Consider the following 20,926-nt stretch of genomic DNA (forward strand, 5'->3'; position numbering starts at 1 on the left):
TTTCAATAAACCTTAGCCATGTAGTATTCATCAATATATCTATCACCAATGATTATCGAGTTCTTCTTAATTCCCTCTACTTCAAATCCCGCTTTCTTATATAATTTTATTCCTATTTCATTATTCGTCATTACTGTTAGCTCTAGTCGCTTAATACCGGTTGTTAATCTCCAATTTTCCATTGCATTAAATAATTCATATCCAACCCCCTTACTACTAAATTCTTTCAATATTCCAATCACTATATAAGCTCTATGACTTATCCTTTTAGTATGCCCCCCGATCACTGTTAAATGACCAACTACTCTGTTATTTTTCACTGCGAGAAAAATGTTCGAATTATTAGATTCAAGAATTGAACTAATAATCTTGGATTGCCGGGTTTCGTTATTTTCTCTTTCATCAGGCTCAAATAACATAAATTTAGTTTCTTCGTCCAATTGTTTATGTAATTCAACTAATTGATTAGCATCAGTTTGTGTTACTTCCCTTATTATCATTTTTATTGTTCCTCTTTCTTGGTTTAATCTGTTATCATCCTGCCTGCAATTACGATTTGACCCGGCCTTAGTTAACTCATTCTTAGGCCGGGTCATGTAATAAACGAAAACCGACATCCTGGATCAACTCACATTAACTTCTTGCCTAAAAATAAAGCAACTCTATGATCTTTATGAATATATCCACCAGATTTATCAATCGAATTCTTGATTCTATTTAATAATGAGTTTTTGACTGACTCTGAAAGCTGCCTATGCTTTGAATTCGTGTTGAGCAAAGAAACGTAATCGTTGCTTGTATACGTAAGAACTTGATTGTATTCCTTAACTAATATATTAGAAAATAAACCAGAATCCTCAGTTATGGTTCTTCTTTCATCTATTGATTCTTCAGGTGTTTGAAGTTTGGAATCATCTAAATGCGGAGCAAGTTCTACATAATGAGATCTTATCTCATTATGTATCTCATCATATTTTGGAACATGTATCGTCCAGAAAAAACCGATAGTACCTGAATCCTCAAGAAGTTCCCATACCCTCCGGTAACCAAATTTCGGATCAATAAAGTGAAATGCTGTACCTGACACAGCTAATTTGAATGGACTTCCTTCGCCGTTCCAATCTTCAAAAGATGTATTAATCACTTTAATAGAAGCATAGGCTTTAAATTTTTCTGCTGTAAAATGAGCTAATTTATTACCCAATTCAATACAGGTAATGTTTTTATAATCTTTGCCTACTAAGCCACCCGTCGCTTGACCAGTTCCACATCCGATTTCAAGGATTTTATCCTTCTTTTCAGCATTCGAATAACAGAATATATCATCAAACATTTCATCAGGATATGTAGGTCTAAATTTCTCGTATTCATCAGGAATAAAATTAAACGTCTCTTTATTTTGCATTGAATGCACTCTCCATTACTCGATTCGGTAATTTCGCCTAACGTTAATTAGATGATGCCCGCACTTTTACAAGATACTCTCAAATATTATTCTCGTCATTAAACTCAATACAGAATGGTTGTATTTCTGGGTTTAAACAATATTCTATTCTTTGTCTGAAGTTCTTCCATTCAACCATTTCCAGTGCTTCTTCTATGGGGAAAAATCCAGAATCCAAGCTCTCAACAGTAGTTATAAGTTCTCCACCGATCGGCTTCGCTAAGAATAATGTATTACAAATGGAATTTCCGGTGTTCTGAAAAATGCCGCAGAATTTAATGATTTCTATGTCTATTCCTGATTCTTCTTTTGTTTCTCTAATTGCTGCTTGTGAAAGAGATTCCCCAATTTCAACTTGTCCTCCAGGCATCTCCCAGCCTCTTCTTGGCCCTTTAATAAGTAATATTTTTTTGGCATCATTTATTACAATTGCAGCTGCAGAAACAATATGTTTCGGAGGGTTCATCGTTTTCTCCTTCTTTCTTTTAGGTTTTATATGCTCTCCCCGTGATTCAGGACCAAGGGTTATTTTGGCGTTCGGTGATACGATGTTATATGAATTATATTTTCTTCAAGATCCTTGCAATGTACTTAAATCTAAAGTTTTTAAAATATCCTTCACTAATAATTCAGTTATCATATCACGTGTAGATTCATTAATGCTTATTAGCTGTACTTCCTTGTTATATTTGATCTTGTCAATTCGCGGATGACTATCAAGCGGAACTGTCCCTAAAACAATTCGATTATCATACATGATTTCTTGCACTTTCATTTGAAAAGATGCGGATAACATCTGCATGAATCCAATTTCATCAATTACAATAATCTTTTTAAATGTCATAGCCTCTTGTAATACTCTCAAGGCAAATTTCTCGAATTTTTCTATATCAATTCCGTATCTCCCAATTCGAGTTTGACTGGGACTCTCTACATGCGCAATTTCCACACTCTCTCCGTCAACGGATACGCATCTGAAACCAATTCGCTCATTAATTGAATTCGTTATTTCCTCAGTGTAAAATCCACCGCAAATATCTGGTCCTATCTCATTTATAATTTTTTTGATCAAAGTTGACTTCCCTGCTCTGGGCTTTCCCGTAAGCAAAAATACTCTCTTAGAGCTTTGCTCTTCACCGTCTATTCTTGTCAACAACTTATAGTCAGGCGGATTCAAATTCCACGTTTCGTAAGGAACAGAACGTGCCGCACGTAACGTATCTATAATGCGAGATTTTAAATTTGGCCGTTTAATGTATTCATCTATTGTAGTTTCATCCAAGTGTAAAAACTTCGCTTCTAATATCTCCTCGGGTTGAATTGTTATTTCCCCGCTCTCATAGTCCGCCTTAAAAACCACAGACAATACGTGAAGTCTTTCGTTATAGTAAACACCGGATACTCCGATAGGGCGGATAACAACTCCGGTTTCCTCAAGGAATTCCCGACAAACCGCTAGTTCTAATGACTCTCCAGCATCAACAAATCCTCCCGGCAATTCCCAAGTATCAGCTCGTAAATGTGTCCGGACCATCAATACATGCCCCATCTTATTCTGAACAAGTGCAGATACAGCAACTAAATGTTTTGACTGCTCTTGCATTGTCAAACACCACCGATCAAGTATTTTGTATTCTATTCGATATAGAATTCTTATGGCCAGAGAGTGTTTTTAGTCCACCTGTCACCATTTAATTTATACAACAATCTTGTATGCTTTCTATCCTCATTCGCCTGCCAGAACTCAACCTCTCTAGCATTTACTTGATAGAAGGTCCAAGTGGATGAGACAAATTCCGGTTTTATCATATGTTCATTCAATTTTTCTTGTAAATTATCCTCTAATTCCGTTGGATCAACTAATATTTGACTTTGTCTTTCGATTAATGCTATTGCCTTAGCAACAGTACCTCGTTTCATATAATTATACTTCTGAAAACTGAGGAGTGATAGCTAATGAACCTGCACAAAAACAAACAGACAACAGCTCGCTCAACTGTTGCCTGTCTACGTATCCTAATTCTTTTTCAAATGTCGAAAATAAAGTCGTGTCTCAGCCACAACCACCCCGGACAAACCAAGCAAGGCGATCAAATTGGGCAGCGCCATCAATCCATTCATTATATCCGCGAGCAGCCATACTGCCTTCAGCTTGATAAATGCACCGGCTCCGATCAGGAGGACAAACACCACACGGTAAGGCAAGATAGATTTGACTCCGAATAAGTACACAATGCAGCGTTCGCCGTAGTAGTTCCAACCCAAAATCGTCGTAAATGCGAATAAAACCAAAGACAACATAAGAATGAATGACCCTAAAGGCATCGCCGCCCCAAATGCAGCCTGAGTCATCGCAGCTCCTTCAGCAGCTCCATTCCATGCGCCGGTTACAATCAGAGTCAGGCCAGTCAGCGTACATATAATGATTGTATCTATAAAGGTACCTGTCATGGAAATCAACCCCTGCTCAGCAGGCCATTTCACTTTTGCCGCCGCCGCAGCAATCGGTGCACTGCCAAGTCCGGCTTCATTAGAAAATACCCCTCTCGCAATACCCGTTCGAATAGCCATCATGACCGTAGCACCGAGAAATCCACCGCCTGCTGCAGTAGGGTTGAACGCGCTTTGAAATACAAGTGATAATGCAGCCGGCAGTTTGTCCGCGAAGACAAAAAGCACAACACAACTGGTTAATATATAGACAACAGCCATCACAGGCACTATTTTCGAAGTGACCACGCTTATGTTCTTTATTCCACCAACAGTCACCAACAATGTCAACAGCGTTATCACGATTGCAGTGAACACTGGCGGAACACCCACACTTGACTGTACTGATGTTACAATGGCATTAACTTGCGGAAAGGTTCCGATCCCGAATAAGGCAACCAGCACCCCGCTCACCGCAAAAAATACAGCAAGTGGTTTAAATTTCTTACCCAAACCTTGTTCAATGTAGACCATAGGTCCACCTGATATATGTCCATTCTCGTCAATCTTTCGGTATTTTACGGCGAGCACACCTTCTGCAAATTTAGTAGCCATTCCAAAAAAAGCAGCCACCCACATCCAAAACAATGCTCCAGGTCCGCCCATTTGAATAGCAGTTGCCACCCCGACAATATTTCCTGTCCCAATCGTGGCGGCAAGAGCAGTCGCCAGAGCGCCAAAGCTGCTAACGTCACCATGTCCTTCATTTCTAGACGTAAACACAAGTTTAAGCGCGAGTGGAAGGCGAAACACCTGCAGCAACCCTAGACGGATTGTTAATAATATACCTGTTCCCACCAACAAAATAAGAAGCGGAGCCCCCCATACCAACTGATCTGCACGATCTAACCACTGTTCAACTTGATGCATTTCCTTTTCCCCTCTTCAGCCTGATGTCAATGTTTCTCTAAAGATGAAAAAGAGCCAAATCATAATAGATTTGACTCTGGGGACATTTTTTGCAGAATAGTAAATAAAACGATCGTGATCAACTCACATTTTCGATAATGATGCATTCATCTGCAATCCCTGTCCTTTTACCTGAGAGTTTGAACGTGTCATTACACGTCTTGCCCCTTCGGTGCCCCGCTCAAGCGGAGTCTCTCCAGAGTTCTGTCCATATACGGTCCTGCTTGCGTCCAATCTTGTGAGATTGTAAGCGCCTGAGAGTTTTGCCCCTTCGGCCAGACATGGTCTGTCTCCCGTATACTTCATCCAGTTTATAAACTTGTTCATTTATTATAGAAGAATCTTTCTTTTTTCGGCAATAGAAATAACTCCCAGTACCCTTCTTAGTTACCCGATGTCCATTACTTTATGAATTGTGTCATTTATTACGCCAGGTATTCAAAATATATCGAAAATCAATGCAATAATATAGACTTATATTTTCTTCTAATCTATACTCATAACATGAAAGCTGATACGCACCCTTTTAAGGGAAAAGACACTGGAATTGAACGTTCGTTTCAATATTAAAAGGCGCTCATGCCCATGAGCGCCTTTTACACTGCTCCAATCAGCTTTATTATTTCCTTCGATGCCTGGTCCGCCTTCCGGGTACCAGTGTTTTGATTCCCGCCACGACCTGGATGGTGCTGCCCATGGCCTGCAGCGAGCTGCCGAGAGCGTTTAATAGATCGGATTGTGAACCTCCCTGCTCCAGAATGATCTTCGTCTGGGCCGTATTCGAAATGGATTGCATGGCATTTCCCAGAAGCACCATTTCATTTCCCTGCACCTCTGCTGCTTTGGTTTTGTTCAATAACCGGGTCTGTCCTATAGCTGTAATGTTTGTTCCCAAAGCCTGAAGCCATGCATACGCAGCAATCTGGCTCATGTATGTTTCCCCGGCTGACAATACAATCTCCTTCTTTCATCTGTATTTCAAAGTTCTTACAACGTATGTCAAAGGTCCTGAATTCGAACCTGATATTCGACACCTCATATTCTTTCGTACCTCACTTCAACAACACGAGGTTCAACAAACAACTAAGGAGTGAACTTTCACATCATGAGAAACAGAGCGGGCCTGCGGCTCAAAAATATGCGCATTCATAATAAAATCATCGTGATCTTCATCCCTTTGATCGTACTTCCGCTGTTTCTTCTAGGGTGGATATCCTACAACATTTATACCGATGCGGTCATTTCGAATACCAAAAAGAATATGCTGGACGAGTCCCGGCTCATTGTCACCCGCATCAATACCGTGCTGTCCAACGGCGAGAGCTATGCCAATCTCGCCATGCTCGATTTGAATAAAGAGTCCTGGTTCAAGGGGGACGCAGCCTACCTGCAGCAGGAGGAGGGCCAGAATTACCAGCTGAGAAACCGGGTGGAAAACAAGCTGGATTTCGGAAAAATCATCTTTCCGGATATCGAGTCGGCCCTGTTTATTGACCGCAACAACAATACATACAGCACCAATCCCAGAATTACACTGAATTCCAATAAAGGCCTAACCAGCAAAATGTACAGTGAGCTGCTGAGCAGCAATGGACGAAATGTATGGTTTCCTATGCAGTACCGCGATTTCTGGGTGACTGATCCCGGGCTTCCGGTTCTGACCATCGGCAAAAAAATTATCGACACCGAAACGATGGAGCCTTTGGGGATTCTGATTGTGAACATTAAAGAATCCACACTTTCCTCCATATACGGACCGGTTGGGCCCGTTCAATCCAATGGTTATTTTATCATTGACGTGAACGGAGCCATTATCTCTTCAATGGACAAGAACAAGCTGCTTAAGCCTATGGAACAAAGTGAGCTGTTTGATATTGTCGCTCCTGTCGAAAAGCTGTCCGAGGTTCAGAATTATAACGGCGAAAGCATACTTCTTACTTCAATGGCCTTCGGAAATATGAAATGGAAGCTGATCAACGAAATTCCGCTGCAGGAACTCACCCGGGAAACCCGCCAGCTGTCCAAGGTCATTGTTTATATCGGTACCTTCTGCCTTCTGCTGACCGTACTCGGAGCGTTTATTCTCTCCCAATCGATAGCAGTGCCTATCATCCGACTAGCGAAGCATATGGGCAAAATCAAGGATGACACGCTGAACTGGCTCATCCCGATCCAGACCACAGACGAGATCGGCAAGCTGGGATCCGGCTTCAACCAGATGCTGCTTCGGATCAACGATCTCATGCTGAAGCTGAAGGACGAGCAGAAGAAAAAACGGGAATTTGAGCTGGCACTCGTACAGGAACAGATCAAACCGCACTTTTTTTACAATTCGCTGGATCTCATCTATGTACTCTGCCAGGAAAATGAAAGCGCTACAGCAGGCAAGGCAACGAAAGCGCTGGCTGATTTTTACCGCGTTGCCCTCAGCAACGGCAAGGAGGTCATCACGATCCGCGAGGAAATCCGCAATCTGCACAGCTATCTTCTGATCCAGAGCACCCGGTATGCCGATCTGTTTGATTTTCAAATCGATATTCCCAATGAGCTGCTGAACTATCCGATCCCCAAGCTGACGCTGCAGCCGCTTGTTGAGAACTCGATCTATCACGGATTAAAGGAAAAGGAAGGATTCGGTCATATCCATATCAGTGGCAGCAAGGACGAAAATTCGCTTGTTTTGCGGGTCAGGGATGACGGTCTCGGGTTCCCTGCCGATGGGGAGCTCTCACGCCTCACTGAAAAAGACCAGTCCGCTTCATTCGGCTTAAAGAGTGTGGACGAACGAATCAAGCTTTATTACGGTGAGCACTACGGTGTCCGTATTTTCAGCATACCCGGCCAGGGTGCCGAGGTTACCATCGAGATCGCGCTGTCGCTGAAAGGAGAAGAATAAATATGTACAAGGTGATCATTGTAGACGACGAAGCGATGTTCCGCAGATATTTGCGCGGTGTCATAGACTGGGAAGCCCACGGCTTCCGGCTGTGTGGAGAGGCGAAGAACGGGCTGATGGCTCTGGAGCTGGTTAAGGAGCATGAGCCTGACATCGCGATTGTGGATATTAACATGCCTTACCTGAACGGTCTTGATCTTTCTGAGCAATTGAAGGAGACGTTTCCATATACCTATGTGCTAATCGTGACCGGACACAGTGAGTTTGAATACGCACGCAAAGCGATCAAGCTCGGAGTCGTGGATTATATCCTCAAGCCCTTTGACGAAGAAGAGCTTCTTATGGCTCTGACCAGAACCAAGAGCGCCATTGATAAAATCCGGATGGAACACAATCAGGAAGAGAACCGAAAACAGCTTTTGAAGGAGAGTTTTTTAAACCTGCTGATCAGCAGCGAATACAACGGCCAGGATGAATCCATCCGGCAGCAGATGAACCTAATCGGATTACGTGAGGACAACCTCGGCTTTCAGGTCGTAACGCTTGAGATTGATGACCTGCATCTTCAGTGGCCGGGCTCCGGCGAGGTCAGGCTCCGCAAATACATCATCGCCAACCTGCTGGGGGATCTGCTTAACTTTGACGGAAAGGTCGTTGTATTTAACGGGCCTGAGGAGCGGGTAGTTTCCCTGCTGCAGTTTAACCAGACGGTGAACGAGGATGATTATCTCGAAGGTTTCTCCAAGCTTAGCGAAATGATTAAAAAGCATTTCAGTTTCAGCGTAACCATCGGCGCAGGTAATCCCGGCCAGGGCATCTTCTCCATCCGCAAATCATACGTGGAATCGGTCATCGCCCTGAACAACAAAATTTCAATCAGACGGGGCGACATTATTTTATACAAAGATATTGAGTCGCGGAGCGGAACCATAGGCTTTTATCCAAGCGAAATGAATGAAAATCTGCTCATATCCCTTAGAACGCATGATGAGTCCGAAATCCGTCAAACCCTGAATGCCGTTCAGGTATATATACGCACGCAGCAGCTGTCCGGGGACAATATTCATATGATACTGGCCGGTTTGGTATCCGTATGCCTGACTTATATTTACGAGATTGGCAGAACCGCTGAGGAATTGTTTCCGGAAGGTGTGAATCTGTTTCGCAGCATTGCAGGCCAGCCGACCATTGAAGCCGCCTTTGACTGGGTTATGAAGCTGTATCTGACGACCATGAAGCAAACAGAGGGCATCAAGCATTCCAAGTCCGGAAAGCTTCTGTCAGAGGCTATCGATTTTATTGGCTCCCACTATGCGGATCACGGGCTCAAGGTAGAGGATGTCGCACGGGCCCTCTATGTACAATCACGGTATTTAAGGAAAATTTTCAAGCAGGAGCTTGGCAAGGGAATCAGCGATTACATCACGGAAGTCCGTATGCAAAAAGCCAAGGAGCTGCTCTCTTCGGGAGGCAACCTTCGGCTTGCCGACATTGCCGGGCTGGTTGGATACAGTGACCCGGGGCATTTCAGCAAAAGTTTTAAAAAACATGCAGGAATGACGCCTAGCGAATATGAAGTAATGCGAAATAAACTGGTCAAATAACCCCAATGTGTTCCGTTTCATCCATTTATGAGATGGAAACGATTTCAGTACAATGTAGACATTAAAGATAAGGGGGAATTATTTTGTTCAAGGCAACAGGAAAAAAAATGATGCTGTTGATGCTGGCAGCCTGCATGGTTATGCTCACGGCCTGCGGCGGCGGGAAAGACAACGCGGGCGAATCGCCAGCAAGCAGTTCCGGAAGTGAAAACCAGCCTGTGAAGCTGAAATTCTATGCCCAGTATAGCGGTGAGAATATCCCGGTATATGATGCGGCAAAGGAAGCAATGAAGAAAGTCATGCCTGAAGTTGAAGTGGAATTCGAGGTCGCCGCACAGGATGACGAGCAGAAAATTAAGACCTATGCTGCCGCAGGCACGCTGCCGGACATTTTCTTTGCCTCCAGCGGCTTGATCGAAGTCTTCCGCACATCCGACAATCTGATGCAGCTGGACCAAATCGTCAAGGACAACAATATTGAGGAAATGCTCAATCCCACCTCCAAAGCAATGCTCTGGAACAAGGACGGCCACTCCTATGCCGTGCCGAACGTGGGCCAATGGGCAGCCATCGTATATTATAACAAGGAACTGTTTGAAAGCAACAATGTAAAGGTTCCTGAGAACTATACAGAATTTCTGGCAGCCGTAAAGACATTTTCTTCAAAGGACATCACTCCGCTCGCCCTGTTCGCCAAGGAAAAATGGCCGATCGTTCAGCTTTACGATATGGCCGTAGTATCCTCGGAACCCGGTGGTTTGAAGAAGCTTGACGGCGGGGAAGGAACATTCTCCGATGAAGCGTATATTAAGGGAGCAAACAAGGTGGCTGAGCTTTCGGAAGCAGGCATCCTGTCTAAAAATGCCTTTAACATGACCTGGGATGACGCTATGGCCCAGTTTACTTCCGGCAAATCGGCCATGATTCTGAACGGCGCTTGGGTTATGAACGATATCTACAAAGCCATGGGAGATAAAGTGGACATTCTCTACACCCCTCTTGTGGATGCCGAAACCGCAGAGACCACAAAATGGAATATTAGCGGCGGCGGCTTCAATCAGGGCTTTGCCGTTTCGAAAAACTCCAAAAATCCAGAGGTAGCGGCCAAGTATGCCGCCCTGTTCTCGATTGAATTTGCAAAGAGTCGTGTCGAGCTTCTCGGGGATCCAAACCCGATCCTGAATGAAAACCCTGAGCCGAAAAACGGGCTGTCTCCAATTCAGCAAAAGTATGCCGCTGATTCAGCCAACTTCAAGACGATGACCTCCTTCGCATGGGGGCTTGAGAATGCCAAGTTCAAAACAGCTATCGAAGACAACACGCCACTCCTGCTGCTCAACAAGAAGGTGGACGCGTTTATCGAGCAGATGAACAAGTCACTGGAAGCTGCCCGCAAATAAGAAATCATTTCCTGCATAACCAGGTTGTCCGGGAAGATTAGGATAACCTGGTTTTCTAAACTATACAGAAATTCAGCGCCGCCCTCTCCCTCTCCTTCTTAGGGCGAAAGGAAGCGGACGGCGACTGGGAGGGGAAACATGACTGCAAAGACGAAAAATAGAATTGCCTTATTAATTTTCACTGTGCCGACTTTGCTATTCTTTACGGTTATCGTAATGGTTCCGATCCTGCAGACTTTTCAGAAGAGCTTTTTTGACTGGAACGGCTTGGGAGCCGCTACTTACATCGGAATGGAAAACTACGTACGGCTGCTTGATGATCCGGACTTCTGGGTCTCGCTGAAAAACGGCCTGATCTTCGCCTTTGTGCTTGTCGTATACCAGATCGGAGTCGGTACGCTGCTTGCGATCGCCATGTCCAGCAGATCACTGCGAGGGCGCAAATTTTTTAAAACTTCCTATTTCATCCCGGTCGTATTGTCCGGAGTTGTTGTATCACAGCTATGGATCGCGATCTACAATGCCGACGGCGGCCTTCTAAACAGCATTTTTGCCCTGCTGGGCATTCCTTATGAACAGGCCTGGCTAAGCGGAGAGAATACATCCATCTGGGCGATTGCTTTTACGAATGCATGGCAGAACATGGGCATCCATCTGGTGCTGATCTATACAGCTATCAAATCCATTCCGGAGCATCTATATGAGGCGGCCCGGATTGACGGTGCTTCGAGCTGGCGGACCCACTGGAATATTACGATTCCGCTGCTCAGCGAGACGTATAAATTCAGCTTGATTCTCGCAATCACAGGCGGCCTGAACGCCTTTCAAAATATGTTCGTCATGACCAACGGCGGTCCGGGCAATATCTCATATACGTTCACATTCATGATGTACAAGGCAGCTTTCAGGTCCAATGAATATGGCTACGGTTCCGCTGCCGCAATGATTCTCGTCATCGAGTGCCTGCTGTTCACGGTGCTCATCAACAAATTGATGAACAAAGACAAAATCAGCTACTAGGGGTGAGAGGTACCTATGATCAAGAAATCAGGAAAAAGATTTCTCATGTACGGGCCGCTCATCGGCTACGTCGTGGTTAGTTTATATCCGCTATTATGGCTTTTGTTTTATTCCTTCAAAAACAACGAAGAGATTTTCTCCACCAATGTTTTCGGTGTTCCTAAGGTTTGGCGTTTTGAAAACTATCAGAACGCCTTTCAAATGTTTGATTTATTGAAATATTTCAAAAACAGTCTGATTATTTCGATCGCCACGGTTATAGTAACGGTGCTGCTGGCTCTGATGTATTCCTATGCCGCAGCGCGGATGAAGTGGAGATTCGCCGACGCCACCCGGATCTATATGACGGCAGGGATGTTCATTCCCATGCAGATTATCATGATTCCGCTGCTGGTGATTGTGCAGACGATGCACCTTCAGAACAGCTATCTGGCCGTTATCGTGCCTTATGTGGCTTTTCAGCTCTCTTTTGCCACCATTATCTTCTATGCGTTCTACCGTTCTCTTCCTTATGAGATTGAGGAAGCGGCGTCGATTGACGGGGCTAGTATTTATACAACGTTTTTCAAAATTATCCTGCCGCTCGTCAAGCCGGCCATTGCCTCCGTTTCCATCTTTATTTTTCTGTTTGCCTGGAACGAGTTTCTGGTGGCGCTTGTTATGATCAGCAACAACGAGCTTAAGACTTTGCCGCTCGGACTGCTCTATTTCCAAACGCAGTTCAGCTCGGACTGGGGAGCGATGGGCGCCGTCATGGTGCTGTCTACGATCCCTACTGTCCTCGTTTATCTGCTGTTCTCCGAGCAGGTAGAGAATGCGTTGACCGTCAGCTCTGCCGTAAAAGGATAAAGGAGGAAGACTTAGATGGAGCTACAAGCAGGAAACAGAACCATGAAGCTGACCGGTCACTTGACCGGATTTCGGTTCTCACTAGAAACACTGCCGGAGGAAGACGGGGTGCAATACTTCCGGTTCGTCATGAGATCTGAAGAACCGCGGGTGCCGAGCCCCATTTCCTTGAGCTGGAGGGAACCAGCGATTGATTTTCACGGATACTGGGATCCGGGAAGCAGCAGGGACAAGGGCTTGCGTGTTGATTTCAGTACGCCCTTCTCCTCCAAATCCACGTCGCTCGCGCCGGTCTATTCTTTTTACAACTTAACCGGAAAGAATCGTCTGACCGTGGCTCTCTCCGATGCGCTGACCCCGCTCAAGCTTCGTGCCGGCGTCCATGAGGAAACAGTGAGCGTGGACTGCTACACCGAGTTTTTCACCGAGCCCAGTCCGGCGATCACCCGGTATGAAACCGTCATCCGCATTGATCAGCGGGATATTTATTATTATGATTCACTCCACGATGTCAGCGACTGGTGGGCAGGCCTTCCCGGCTATGAGCCTTCGGCGGTTCCGGATATTGCCCGTCTTCCGATGTACTCAACCTGGTACAGCTTCCACCAGCAGCTCGAGCCGGAAGCGATCCTCCGCCAATGCGCCATTTCCAAAGACATGGGCTGCGAGGCGGTCATTGTGGATGACGGCTGGCAGACCGACAACAGCGAACGCGGATATGCATACTGCGGCGACTGGCAGGTGGCACCGTCCCGGATTCCGGATATGAAGTCATTCGTCGACAGCGTCCATCAAGCCGGTATGAAATTTATTCTGTGGTATTCCGTGCCTTTTGTCGGCATTCATTCCGAAGCATATGCCCGGTTCAAGGGTAAGTTCATAAACACCTACGGGAACGACGGCACCTATGTCCTGGATCCTCGTTTCCCTGAAGTGCGCGAGTACCTGATCGGTATCTATGAAAAAGCGCTGCGCGAATGGGACCTGGACGGCTTCAAGCTCGATTTTGTCGATTCCTTCAATCTGTCTGAGGAATGGAAGGATGCTGCCGGCGAAGGCAGGGACTATAACTCCGTACCCGAAGCGGTGGATCGACTGCTGACAGATGTAATGGCAAGACTTAAGAGGATCAAGGCTGATATTATGATCGAGTTCCGCCAGCAGTATATCGGACCGCTCATGCGCAAATACGGAAATATGTTCCGTGTGGCCGACTGTCCGAACAATGCCAGCCAGAACCGGATCGGTTCCCTTGATCTTCGCCTGTTAAGCGGCAGTACAGCTGTCCACTCCGACATGATGGTCTGGCATTCCGGGGACAGTGAGCGCAATGTGGCCCTGCAATTTATCCATGCGCTGTTTTCGGTCCCCCAGGTTTCAGTCCTGCTGGATGAGATTCCTGATGGACAACGCCGTACGGCAGCCTTCTGGCTTCGCTTCTGGCGTGAACACCGGGAGCTGCTGATGGATGGAAAGCTGGAGCCGATATCGCCGGAGCTATTGTATCCTATCGTCTATGCTGCGGCAGATCAGCACATGCTTGCGGCGGTCTACGGTGATCAGGTGGTCCGGGGATGTCCTTCGGGGACAAAACGGTATACCGTGATCAACGGAACGCTGCAGGATCGTCTGGTTATGGAATGGAATTCTTCGGAGCTGGCTGAAGTGACGGTTCTGAATCATTCCGGCGAAACCATCCGAAAAGAGCTTGTTCGGCTGGAGGAAGGCCTGCTTCAGCTGCACGTTCCTCCTTCTGGATTAGCCGTGATTGAACTGAAATAAGGACACCGCAGCCGAGATGTATACTGTTTTCACATAACGGCGGACTGCTGAAAGTATAATGGGTGTCACGAAATGAGGCAATGAGCGGGTTTCGCTCATTGCCTTTTCATCATTGAACTTATCTTCGCTTTTTCTCGGCTTCGGTAATATCTCTTGTTACACACAGGGAATTTCATTCGTTGACAATGTATGCAGTTGTTTTTATAATCCAAGTAGTTCAGGTACGATACGGCTGCGCGAATGTTGTACCATCCTTAACTTGAGGAAGCAGCAGCCGGACCGAGTGAGGTATCCATTGCCTACCGAGATTGCAGAGATGACCGGACAAGCTTAGGAAATGGTATGACCGTAATTCAATAAGCTTTTTATAGTTAAGACCACATTTTTTGCTTTTTGTGTCATCTGTAGTACAACATCTTGCTAAGCATCGTGGGAGGTAAGCTTATGAAATGGAGCCATTTCAAGTCCAAGCTTTTGTTTAAGTATACGCTTTCCTATATCGCCATTTTTCTCATCCCCCTTGTGATTCTGACTGTATTCATCTATCAGAACGCAGTAATAACCCTCCGCTCGGAAATCGAGCAGTCCAACGTCAATCAGCTCACCCAAGCCAAAATTATCATTGACGAGCGCATGAAGGAGCTGCAGGACCAGGCCTCTCGCATCGCCTATGACAAGCAGCTAACACCCTATTGGGTGCATCATCCTTACTACAGCCGGGAATCTATCGAAGCCTTGGGCAAATACAAGGCCACCAGCTCCATTGTAAATGAGCTCTTTCTGTTCTTTAGAGACGACGAAAAAATTTATTCTACAGAAGGTCTGGAAAACCTGGACGTGTTCACCCGGCGCTATAAATTTCATTCGTGGGACAAGGAGGCGCTCATCAGGGATCTGAATACTGTAAGCTACCCTACCATGCGCCCGGCGGAGGAAGTGGATAAAGACACGCGCGCCAAGCAGTCCATGCTGGCTTACCTGGTGCCGATTACGCCTAACAACCCTAATCCACACGGAACCGTCATGTATCTGATAGACGAATCCAATCTAACCGGCTTGATCGACTCCATACTGACTGGCTATAACGGGATTACATACATCTTCGACAACAACGGACAGGTTCTGGCTGCCAATCAGCGCGGCGAAACGATCTCGGAGACAGAGGCTCGCGCCCTGTTCACCCTGAATCCCGGCACTCACAGCCTAGAGCTGAACGGTAAGTCCTATTCCGTTGTTTCCGTAAAATCAGAGGCTGGCTGGACCTATGCTACTGCCATGCAGAGCAATCAGTTTTTCAGCCGTATTGTGCATGTGCAAACCGTCTTTGTTCTGGTTTTCTCTCTTGTAGCTATCATCGGTTTCGTGCTGGCCATCCTGCTGGCGCGCAAGCAGTACCATCCAATCTCGGACCTGATGGAGTTTGTGCGGGTAAAATCAGATGGAGATGCCACCCGACCGAACAACGAGCTGGATTGGATCAAGCAGACACTGCATGACTACAGCCAGCGAATCGATCTGCAGGAGCCTTATGCCCGGAACCAGCTTCTCCTGCTTCTGCTGAAGCACGGCCATCACAGCGAATGGACGTCCGAGTTTTACGCCACGCTGGGTGTGAGCTTTCACCGTTCTCACTATTTTGTTATCTGTATGAGCTGGGAGACGCCTTCCTCAGCCACCGAGCCTGATCCGGACAAGCTTCCGGTGACGCAGCTAATGAGTGAGGTGCAGTGGCCGGAACTTGCCGCTTACGCTTATGGCGTGGAGCTGACACAGCCGGGCCGACTGGCGCTGATCGTCGGTTTTGACGCCAGCTTCGAGGATGATGACCGGGTGCTGGGCCGGATGGAAGCGATTGTCGAATCTGTGCGAGCCATGATCTATGAGCATGAAGGGCAGTTTCCCACCATCGGGGTGGGTACCGGATATCGCTCTGCCGAGCAGTTGAACCAGTCCTATATCGAAGCCTCCACATCTTTTGACGCATCTCTGCTTCATAGACAGGGTACAATAACGTTCTTTAACAAGCTTTCCGAGACTCAGGATTCCTCCTTCTGGGTGTCCAAGGACGTTCTGCTCAAGCTTGAACAGAGCCTGAAACAGGGCAGTTACGATGTTGCTTCACGGATGATCGCCGACGCCATGGAAAATCTGAAGCTGGAACGGTTGTCCGTTCCACTGCTGCGCTGTATCTGCTTTGATATTCTGAATACGATGCTGAAGACCGCCTCGGACCTCGGTATCCGCCATATCGTCAATGAAATCCCGAAAATTACTTCATTTGATTCGCTGGAGGATCTGGAGAAGAAGCTGAGGGAACTGGCCGCAGAAATTTGCAGAGAGGTTGAAACGCAGAGTGAAACCGAGGAAAGCAGCCTCATCGACCAGATCACAGCATACATCGACGAGCATTACACCGACTATACACTGAGCCTGAACACCATTTCATCGAGGTTCTCCATCTCAGCATCCTATTTCAGCCGTTCCTTCAAAGAGAAGACAGGCATCAATTTCTCCCAGTACATTTGGCAAAAAAGAATGGATGAGGTGATTCGCCAGCTGCTGCACACGAACGATCCGCTAAAAGAGATCATCACCCGCGTCGGCTATCTCGACACCCCGAACTTCATCCGTAAATTCAAAAAAGAGACGGGCTGTACACCCGGTCAATATCGTAAAATACACGGCGTCAGTGCTGAAGTTGCTGCCGCCGAGGACGATATGATGGAAGTATAAATCGTAAAGAAGCTCCCCGGAGATTCATTCTCCGGGGAGCTTCTTTTTAATGCGGCCTTTCTTCTGCGAAGGGAAGAGAATAGCTGTTTTTCTTATAGCGTCAGCCGTTCAAACCCTGATGAATCACATCCAGCAGCCGATGGGTCCGGTCACAGGAATATTCCCAGAACATGATGCCGGCAATTCCCGTTTTCTTGACGTACTCACATTTGCGTGTGATCGATTCCTCGTCGTCATAGGAAATGAGGCTGGATCCGTTAAACAGATACGGAGCGCATGCCTCCTCATCCCAGTAGCGGACATAGCCATTTTTGTTAATATAATTCTCGGCCAGAACAGTGAAATCCGGTCCGTAGCCACCTGTGGTGCCTGCCATCTGGTGCAGGCCGTGATCGCGGTCCGGCACTTCATTCCAGATGCGGGAATAGAATGCCGCACCGATGACAATTTTCTCCTTCGGTACGCCCGCCTGGTGGAACAGGTTTACCGAGGCATCTACGCTGATGCGGAACAAATCTCCCGTCGGCGTATACAGATTCGTATGGTGTCCGGTTAGCACCTGGAAGCCACCACGCATGTCATAGGTCATAAGCTGGACGAAATCAAGATACTGCTGCACCTTGTCCATTTCCGTACCATCCACATAATACTGATCGGCCCCAGCAGCTATGGTCAGCAAATAATGCTTTCCGTCCTCCATACCCTTCGCATCCAGCGCCTCCCGCATTGTCTTAAGGAGCAGGGTGAAATTTTGCTTGTCGGACGGGCTTGAGGCAATATCAGCCTCGCCATAGCACGGATACTCCCAGTCCAGATCAATACCATCAAAAGGAAGCTCGCTCAGCACACGGACCGCTGAAGAGGCCATAGCGGCGCGTCCTTCTGCAGTAGAGGCGGCTTCCGAGAAGCCACCGGCGCTCCAGCCGCCAACGGACAGCAGCAGCGTCAAGTCAGGGTGGTTTCGCTTGATATCCGATAATACAGATGTGTTCTTCAGATGTGCGGTCGTAATCTCGTCGTTCTTCACATGGCCGAACGCCACATTCAGATGGGTCAGCTTCGATAAATCCTCCGATGTTATATCCGGAAGCACCCGATCAGACGCGTAACCGGCCGCTATATATTTTTTGGTCGTCATGTCAATGATTCACTCCGATTCTCTATATCATTTAGGATGTGCTGTAAACAGCAGACATGATCTTCAGCGCTTCCTTCCCGTTTCCGATCCGGTATCCGGAAGCCGTATAACGGATCCGGTTCTGCGAATCGGTTACAAATACATGCGGGAACCCGGATTCGCGAGCGGGTGATTCCGACACAAAGCCCGGCAAGGAGCCATAGGTGGAATCCTTCGCCCATACGACATTGGACGGCAGCTCTGGATATTGTTCAGGCTTGAAAGAAGCGGTCCATTCGGCATCGCCGATCACAAGCACAATCGGTGCCCCCAGCTCCGCAAGCGGACCAGATAGCTCACCCAGCTCGCGCAGCAGATGCTTGGTCGGCTCCCGCTCGGGCTCAAGCCATGCCATGATGGCCCCTCGCGTTCCCGCCAGCTCCGCAAGCTCAACCGGACTTCCGTCCAGCCGGGTAAAGCGGCTGCCTTCTCCAAGCTGCCCAAGCACCGGAATTTCGGTTTCAGTCTCCCTGAAGGTCAGGACAGTCTCGATCTCCTCTCCGGCACTAACCACAACCTGCGTGAACCGTACGCTTGCCGTCCCGTCCTTCAGCCGAACGCCGGTGATAATCCGGTAAGCTCCCGGCTCCACCTCGAACGGCTTGTCATACACATCCTTCATGTTGTATGGGAACACCAGCGTCTTATACATGCCCTGCTCCAGCCGGGCGATCGTAAAGTTTTCATAATACGATGCTTCCGGGGCACCCGGATACGCGTCCGGATCCTTTCGCAGAATCAGGCGGCCGGTCACAGAAGATGCATGGGGCTTCTGATCGACCTTGCGGTCATGGAATTCAGCGTCGACCCAGACGTTGTTCTGCAGGTACTGCGGCTTCTGCTCGTTCGGATGCAGCCGGGCCGGAATACCAACGCTGCGGCACACCGCTACGAACAGAATGTCGAGCGATACCTCATCTCCCGCTTTCAGGCTAAACGTGCCCGCCGGATTGCCTTTGCCCTTCAGATTGGGGAGATCCTCCCAGTACACATAATCCTGCTCCAGAGCCTCCACAAGCTTGGCCGGATCGGCCTGGAAAGTCTGGACCTCCTGCTCTGCAAAGGCCTCATGGAAGTAGCGCCGGTACGGCACGATCATTTCGTAAAGAACCCGCGGACAGAGAATATAGTCGGCAAACGTCTTGTCGTCATAGTCGTCCTTCCAAGCCAGGCCCTCGATCAGATGATCGTCCAGCGCCGGTCGGAAGGAGTCGATCAGGTCTTTCTCGTTCAACGTTTCCAGCAGACGCAGCGGCCATTCGCCATACTCTCCGGAACGTTCCGTAAGGAAGGCTGCAATTTCCCGGCTGTTGCCGCGCGCCTTGCGCAGCACATCCCAGACGCGTTCGCCCGGAAGCTTCAGCTCCTTCGCCAACTCACGTGCCTCCGATTCACCGATGAACGTTCCTTCATAGGAAGTTCGGATCGACGTGCCTTCCTCCAGGCGGCGGTTGTGCCGCTGCACCTGTTCGTCAGTCAGCGCCTTCTCCGCTTCCCCTTCCCTCTCCGGCGGTGGCACCATATCAAGGTCCGTCAAGCCCTGCAGCTGTTCGCTCTGGCTCAGCACCAACTCGCATCGTCCGCCATCCTTCGCCGAATGCTTTATCTCGCCCCATACACCATCTTTCACGGCACGGATCAGCACGTCGCCGAAACCTGTTTTGAATGAGGCTTGGCCTTTTTCATTCGTTGGAAGTGAAGCGATTGGATATAGCTCAGCCATATTGTACAGCTGGAAATGCACCTCCGCGCCGCCAACAGGGTTGCCTCCGGTATCCTTCACCGACACATCGATGATACGGGTAGGCGCGTAATTTTCCAGCAGATTGATTTCCGTAAACCATTCATCCGAAAGCGTAATGTCCTCCGGCCCCGGATAATCGGCAAAAATGCGCGTGTTGATAAGCATTGCACGCCGGGCCGGCGGGCTGAACCAGCCCTGGTTCAGGCGGGTCTCAGGCTCGCAGGCACCGATGTAGTACCAGCGTCCGTCAGCCCATGCCTCTACCCATGCATGGTTGTCGTCACAGTGCGCCCAGCGCGGCGTATATACCTGCCGCGCCGGAATGCCAATGCTGCGGAGTGCCGCCACTGCCAGCGTTGATTCTTCACCGCAGCGTCCGCGTGCATTCCGGATCATCGTCAGCGGCGAAATCGTCCGCAGGTCGCTGGCGATGTAGGTTGCTTTTTCATGGCACCAGTAGTTCGTTTCCAGAATCGCTTCCTTCATAGTAAGCCGAGATGTCCGGTCAGCCAGCTCCTGATGCAGAATGCCGCGGGAATCCTCGATATTCTCCGTATTCACACGGTAGGGCATCACGAAGTGCAAGAACAATTGGTCAGGTACCCTGGAGCCCCAAGGCATCTGGCGCCGAATCTCGAGCGTTCTGCGGACATGGCTGAGAAACATTTTCCCGTCATAATCCGCGAGATCCGTCACCGGCATATACGCATACAAATATTTGAGTGCCCACAATTCCTCATCTGTCAGCTGCTCATGAAAGATACCGAACAGTTCCTGTTCCCTGGCCTGCGCAAGCTTCCGCTTCTGCTCGAATTTTTTGTCGATCTGTTCCCTGGTTTTGGCATTTAGAGAAAACGCCTGTGATTTCATCTCCATCT

General features: G+C 47.9%; 16 protein-coding genes, 1 pseudogene and 1 riboswitch. Of the genes and pseudogenes, 7 read left to right on the top strand and 10 right to left on the bottom strand.

The genetic code is table 11. The annotated features are described in order from the left end of the window. Positions 1–2 precede the first annotated feature (2 nt). The 8 genes and pseudogenes from BN1234_RS05220 to BN1234_RS05250 form a co-directional block, all read right to left on the bottom strand. The gene (locus BN1234_RS05220; RefSeq protein WP_245640097.1) at positions 3–617 is read right to left on the bottom strand and encodes a GNAT family N-acetyltransferase; all 615 of its coding nucleotides are present in this window, start codon (positions 615–617) and stop codon (positions 3–5) included. Between the two features lie 11 nt (positions 618–628). Further along, a complete protein-coding gene (locus BN1234_RS05225) occupies positions 629–1,405 on the bottom strand; it encodes a class I SAM-dependent methyltransferase (protein ID WP_054955600.1) in 777 nt (258 codons plus the stop codon). 79 nt (positions 1,406–1,484) lie between these two features. Continuing rightward, positions 1,485–1,910, bottom strand: a complete 426-nt coding sequence (locus BN1234_RS05230; protein WP_054955601.1) for an NUDIX hydrolase — start codon at positions 1,908–1,910, stop codon at positions 1,485–1,487. Positions 1,911–2,015: 105 nt separating this feature from the next. Beyond that, the gene (locus BN1234_RS22725) at positions 2,016–2,600 is read right to left on the bottom strand and encodes a nucleoside-triphosphatase (RefSeq protein WP_245640098.1); all 585 of its coding nucleotides are present in this window, start codon (positions 2,598–2,600) and stop codon (positions 2,016–2,018) included. Next, positions 2,586–3,047 (bottom strand): annotated as a pseudogene (locus tag BN1234_RS22730) (NUDIX hydrolase); the annotation flags it as partial. The pseudogene BN1234_RS22730 and the gene BN1234_RS22725, both read right to left, overlap by 15 nt. A gap of 50 nt (positions 3,048–3,097) precedes the next feature. Then, positions 3,098–3,364 carry a pyridoxine 5'-phosphate oxidase C-terminal domain-containing protein gene (locus tag BN1234_RS05240; protein WP_054955603.1) on the bottom strand — a complete coding sequence of 89 codons (267 nt, stop codon included), beginning with the start codon at positions 3,362–3,364 and terminating at the stop codon, positions 3,098–3,100. A 96-nt stretch (positions 3,365–3,460) separates the two neighbouring features. Further along, on the bottom strand, positions 3,461–4,804 hold the full coding sequence (locus BN1234_RS05245) for an alanine/glycine:cation symporter family protein (RefSeq protein WP_054955604.1): 1,344 nt from the start codon (positions 4,802–4,804) through the stop codon (positions 3,461–3,463). Positions 4,805–4,953: 149 nt separating this feature from the next. Further along, positions 4,954–5,053: riboswitch (glycine riboswitch) on the bottom strand. A gap of 409 nt (positions 5,054–5,462) precedes the next feature. Continuing rightward, a complete protein-coding gene (locus BN1234_RS05250; RefSeq protein WP_054955634.1) occupies positions 5,463–5,774 on the bottom strand; it encodes a DUF6944 family repetitive protein in 312 nt (103 codons plus the stop codon). Positions 5,775–5,948: 174 nt separating this feature from the next. On the opposite strand from BN1234_RS05250, the gene BN1234_RS05255 reads away from it, so the two are divergent. From BN1234_RS05255 to BN1234_RS05285, 7 genes are all read left to right on the top strand, one after another. After that, entirely contained in the window at positions 5,949–7,739 is a 1,791-nt protein-coding gene (locus BN1234_RS05255) for a sensor histidine kinase (protein ID WP_054955605.1), read from the top strand. A gap of 2 nt (positions 7,740–7,741) precedes the next feature. Continuing rightward, the gene (locus tag BN1234_RS05260; protein ID WP_054955606.1) at positions 7,742–9,343 is read left to right on the top strand and encodes a response regulator; all 1,602 of its coding nucleotides are present in this window, start codon (positions 7,742–7,744) and stop codon (positions 9,341–9,343) included. 83 nt (positions 9,344–9,426) lie between these two features. Further along, entirely contained in the window at positions 9,427–10,743 is a 1,317-nt protein-coding gene (locus BN1234_RS05265; protein ID WP_054955607.1) for an ABC transporter substrate-binding protein, read from the top strand. A gap of 138 nt (positions 10,744–10,881) precedes the next feature. Beyond that, positions 10,882–11,763 carry a carbohydrate ABC transporter permease gene (locus BN1234_RS05270; protein ID WP_054955608.1) on the top strand — a complete coding sequence of 294 codons (882 nt, stop codon included), beginning with the start codon at positions 10,882–10,884 and terminating at the stop codon, positions 11,761–11,763. A 15-nt stretch (positions 11,764–11,778) separates the two neighbouring features. Further along, the gene (locus tag BN1234_RS05275) at positions 11,779–12,612 is read left to right on the top strand and encodes a carbohydrate ABC transporter permease (RefSeq protein ID WP_054955609.1); all 834 of its coding nucleotides are present in this window, start codon (positions 11,779–11,781) and stop codon (positions 12,610–12,612) included. 15 nt (positions 12,613–12,627) lie between these two features. Further along, positions 12,628–14,394, top strand: a complete 1,767-nt coding sequence (locus tag BN1234_RS05280) for a glycoside hydrolase family 36 protein (protein ID WP_054955610.1) — start codon at positions 12,628–12,630, stop codon at positions 14,392–14,394. A 444-nt stretch (positions 14,395–14,838) separates the two neighbouring features. Beyond that, positions 14,839–17,127: a helix-turn-helix domain-containing protein gene (locus tag BN1234_RS05285; protein ID WP_054955611.1), complete on the top strand. Its 2,289-nt coding sequence runs from the start codon at positions 14,839–14,841 to the stop codon at positions 17,125–17,127. A 100-nt stretch (positions 17,128–17,227) separates the two neighbouring features. Here BN1234_RS05285 and BN1234_RS05290 read toward each other — a convergent pair whose 3' ends face one another. Further along, positions 17,228–18,265 carry a glycoside hydrolase family 18 protein gene (locus BN1234_RS05290; protein WP_054955612.1) on the bottom strand — a complete coding sequence of 346 codons (1,038 nt, stop codon included), beginning with the start codon at positions 18,263–18,265 and terminating at the stop codon, positions 17,228–17,230. Positions 18,266–18,296: 31 nt separating this feature from the next. Then, entirely contained in the window at positions 18,297–20,924 is a 2,628-nt protein-coding gene (locus tag BN1234_RS05295; protein WP_054955613.1) for a transglutaminase domain-containing protein, read from the bottom strand. Positions 20,925–20,926 lie beyond the last annotated feature (2 nt).

The organism is Paenibacillus dakarensis (assembly GCF_001373415.1).
Taxonomy (GTDB): domain Bacteria; phylum Bacillota; class Bacilli; order Paenibacillales; family Paenibacillaceae; genus Paenibacillus_AQ; species Paenibacillus_AQ dakarensis.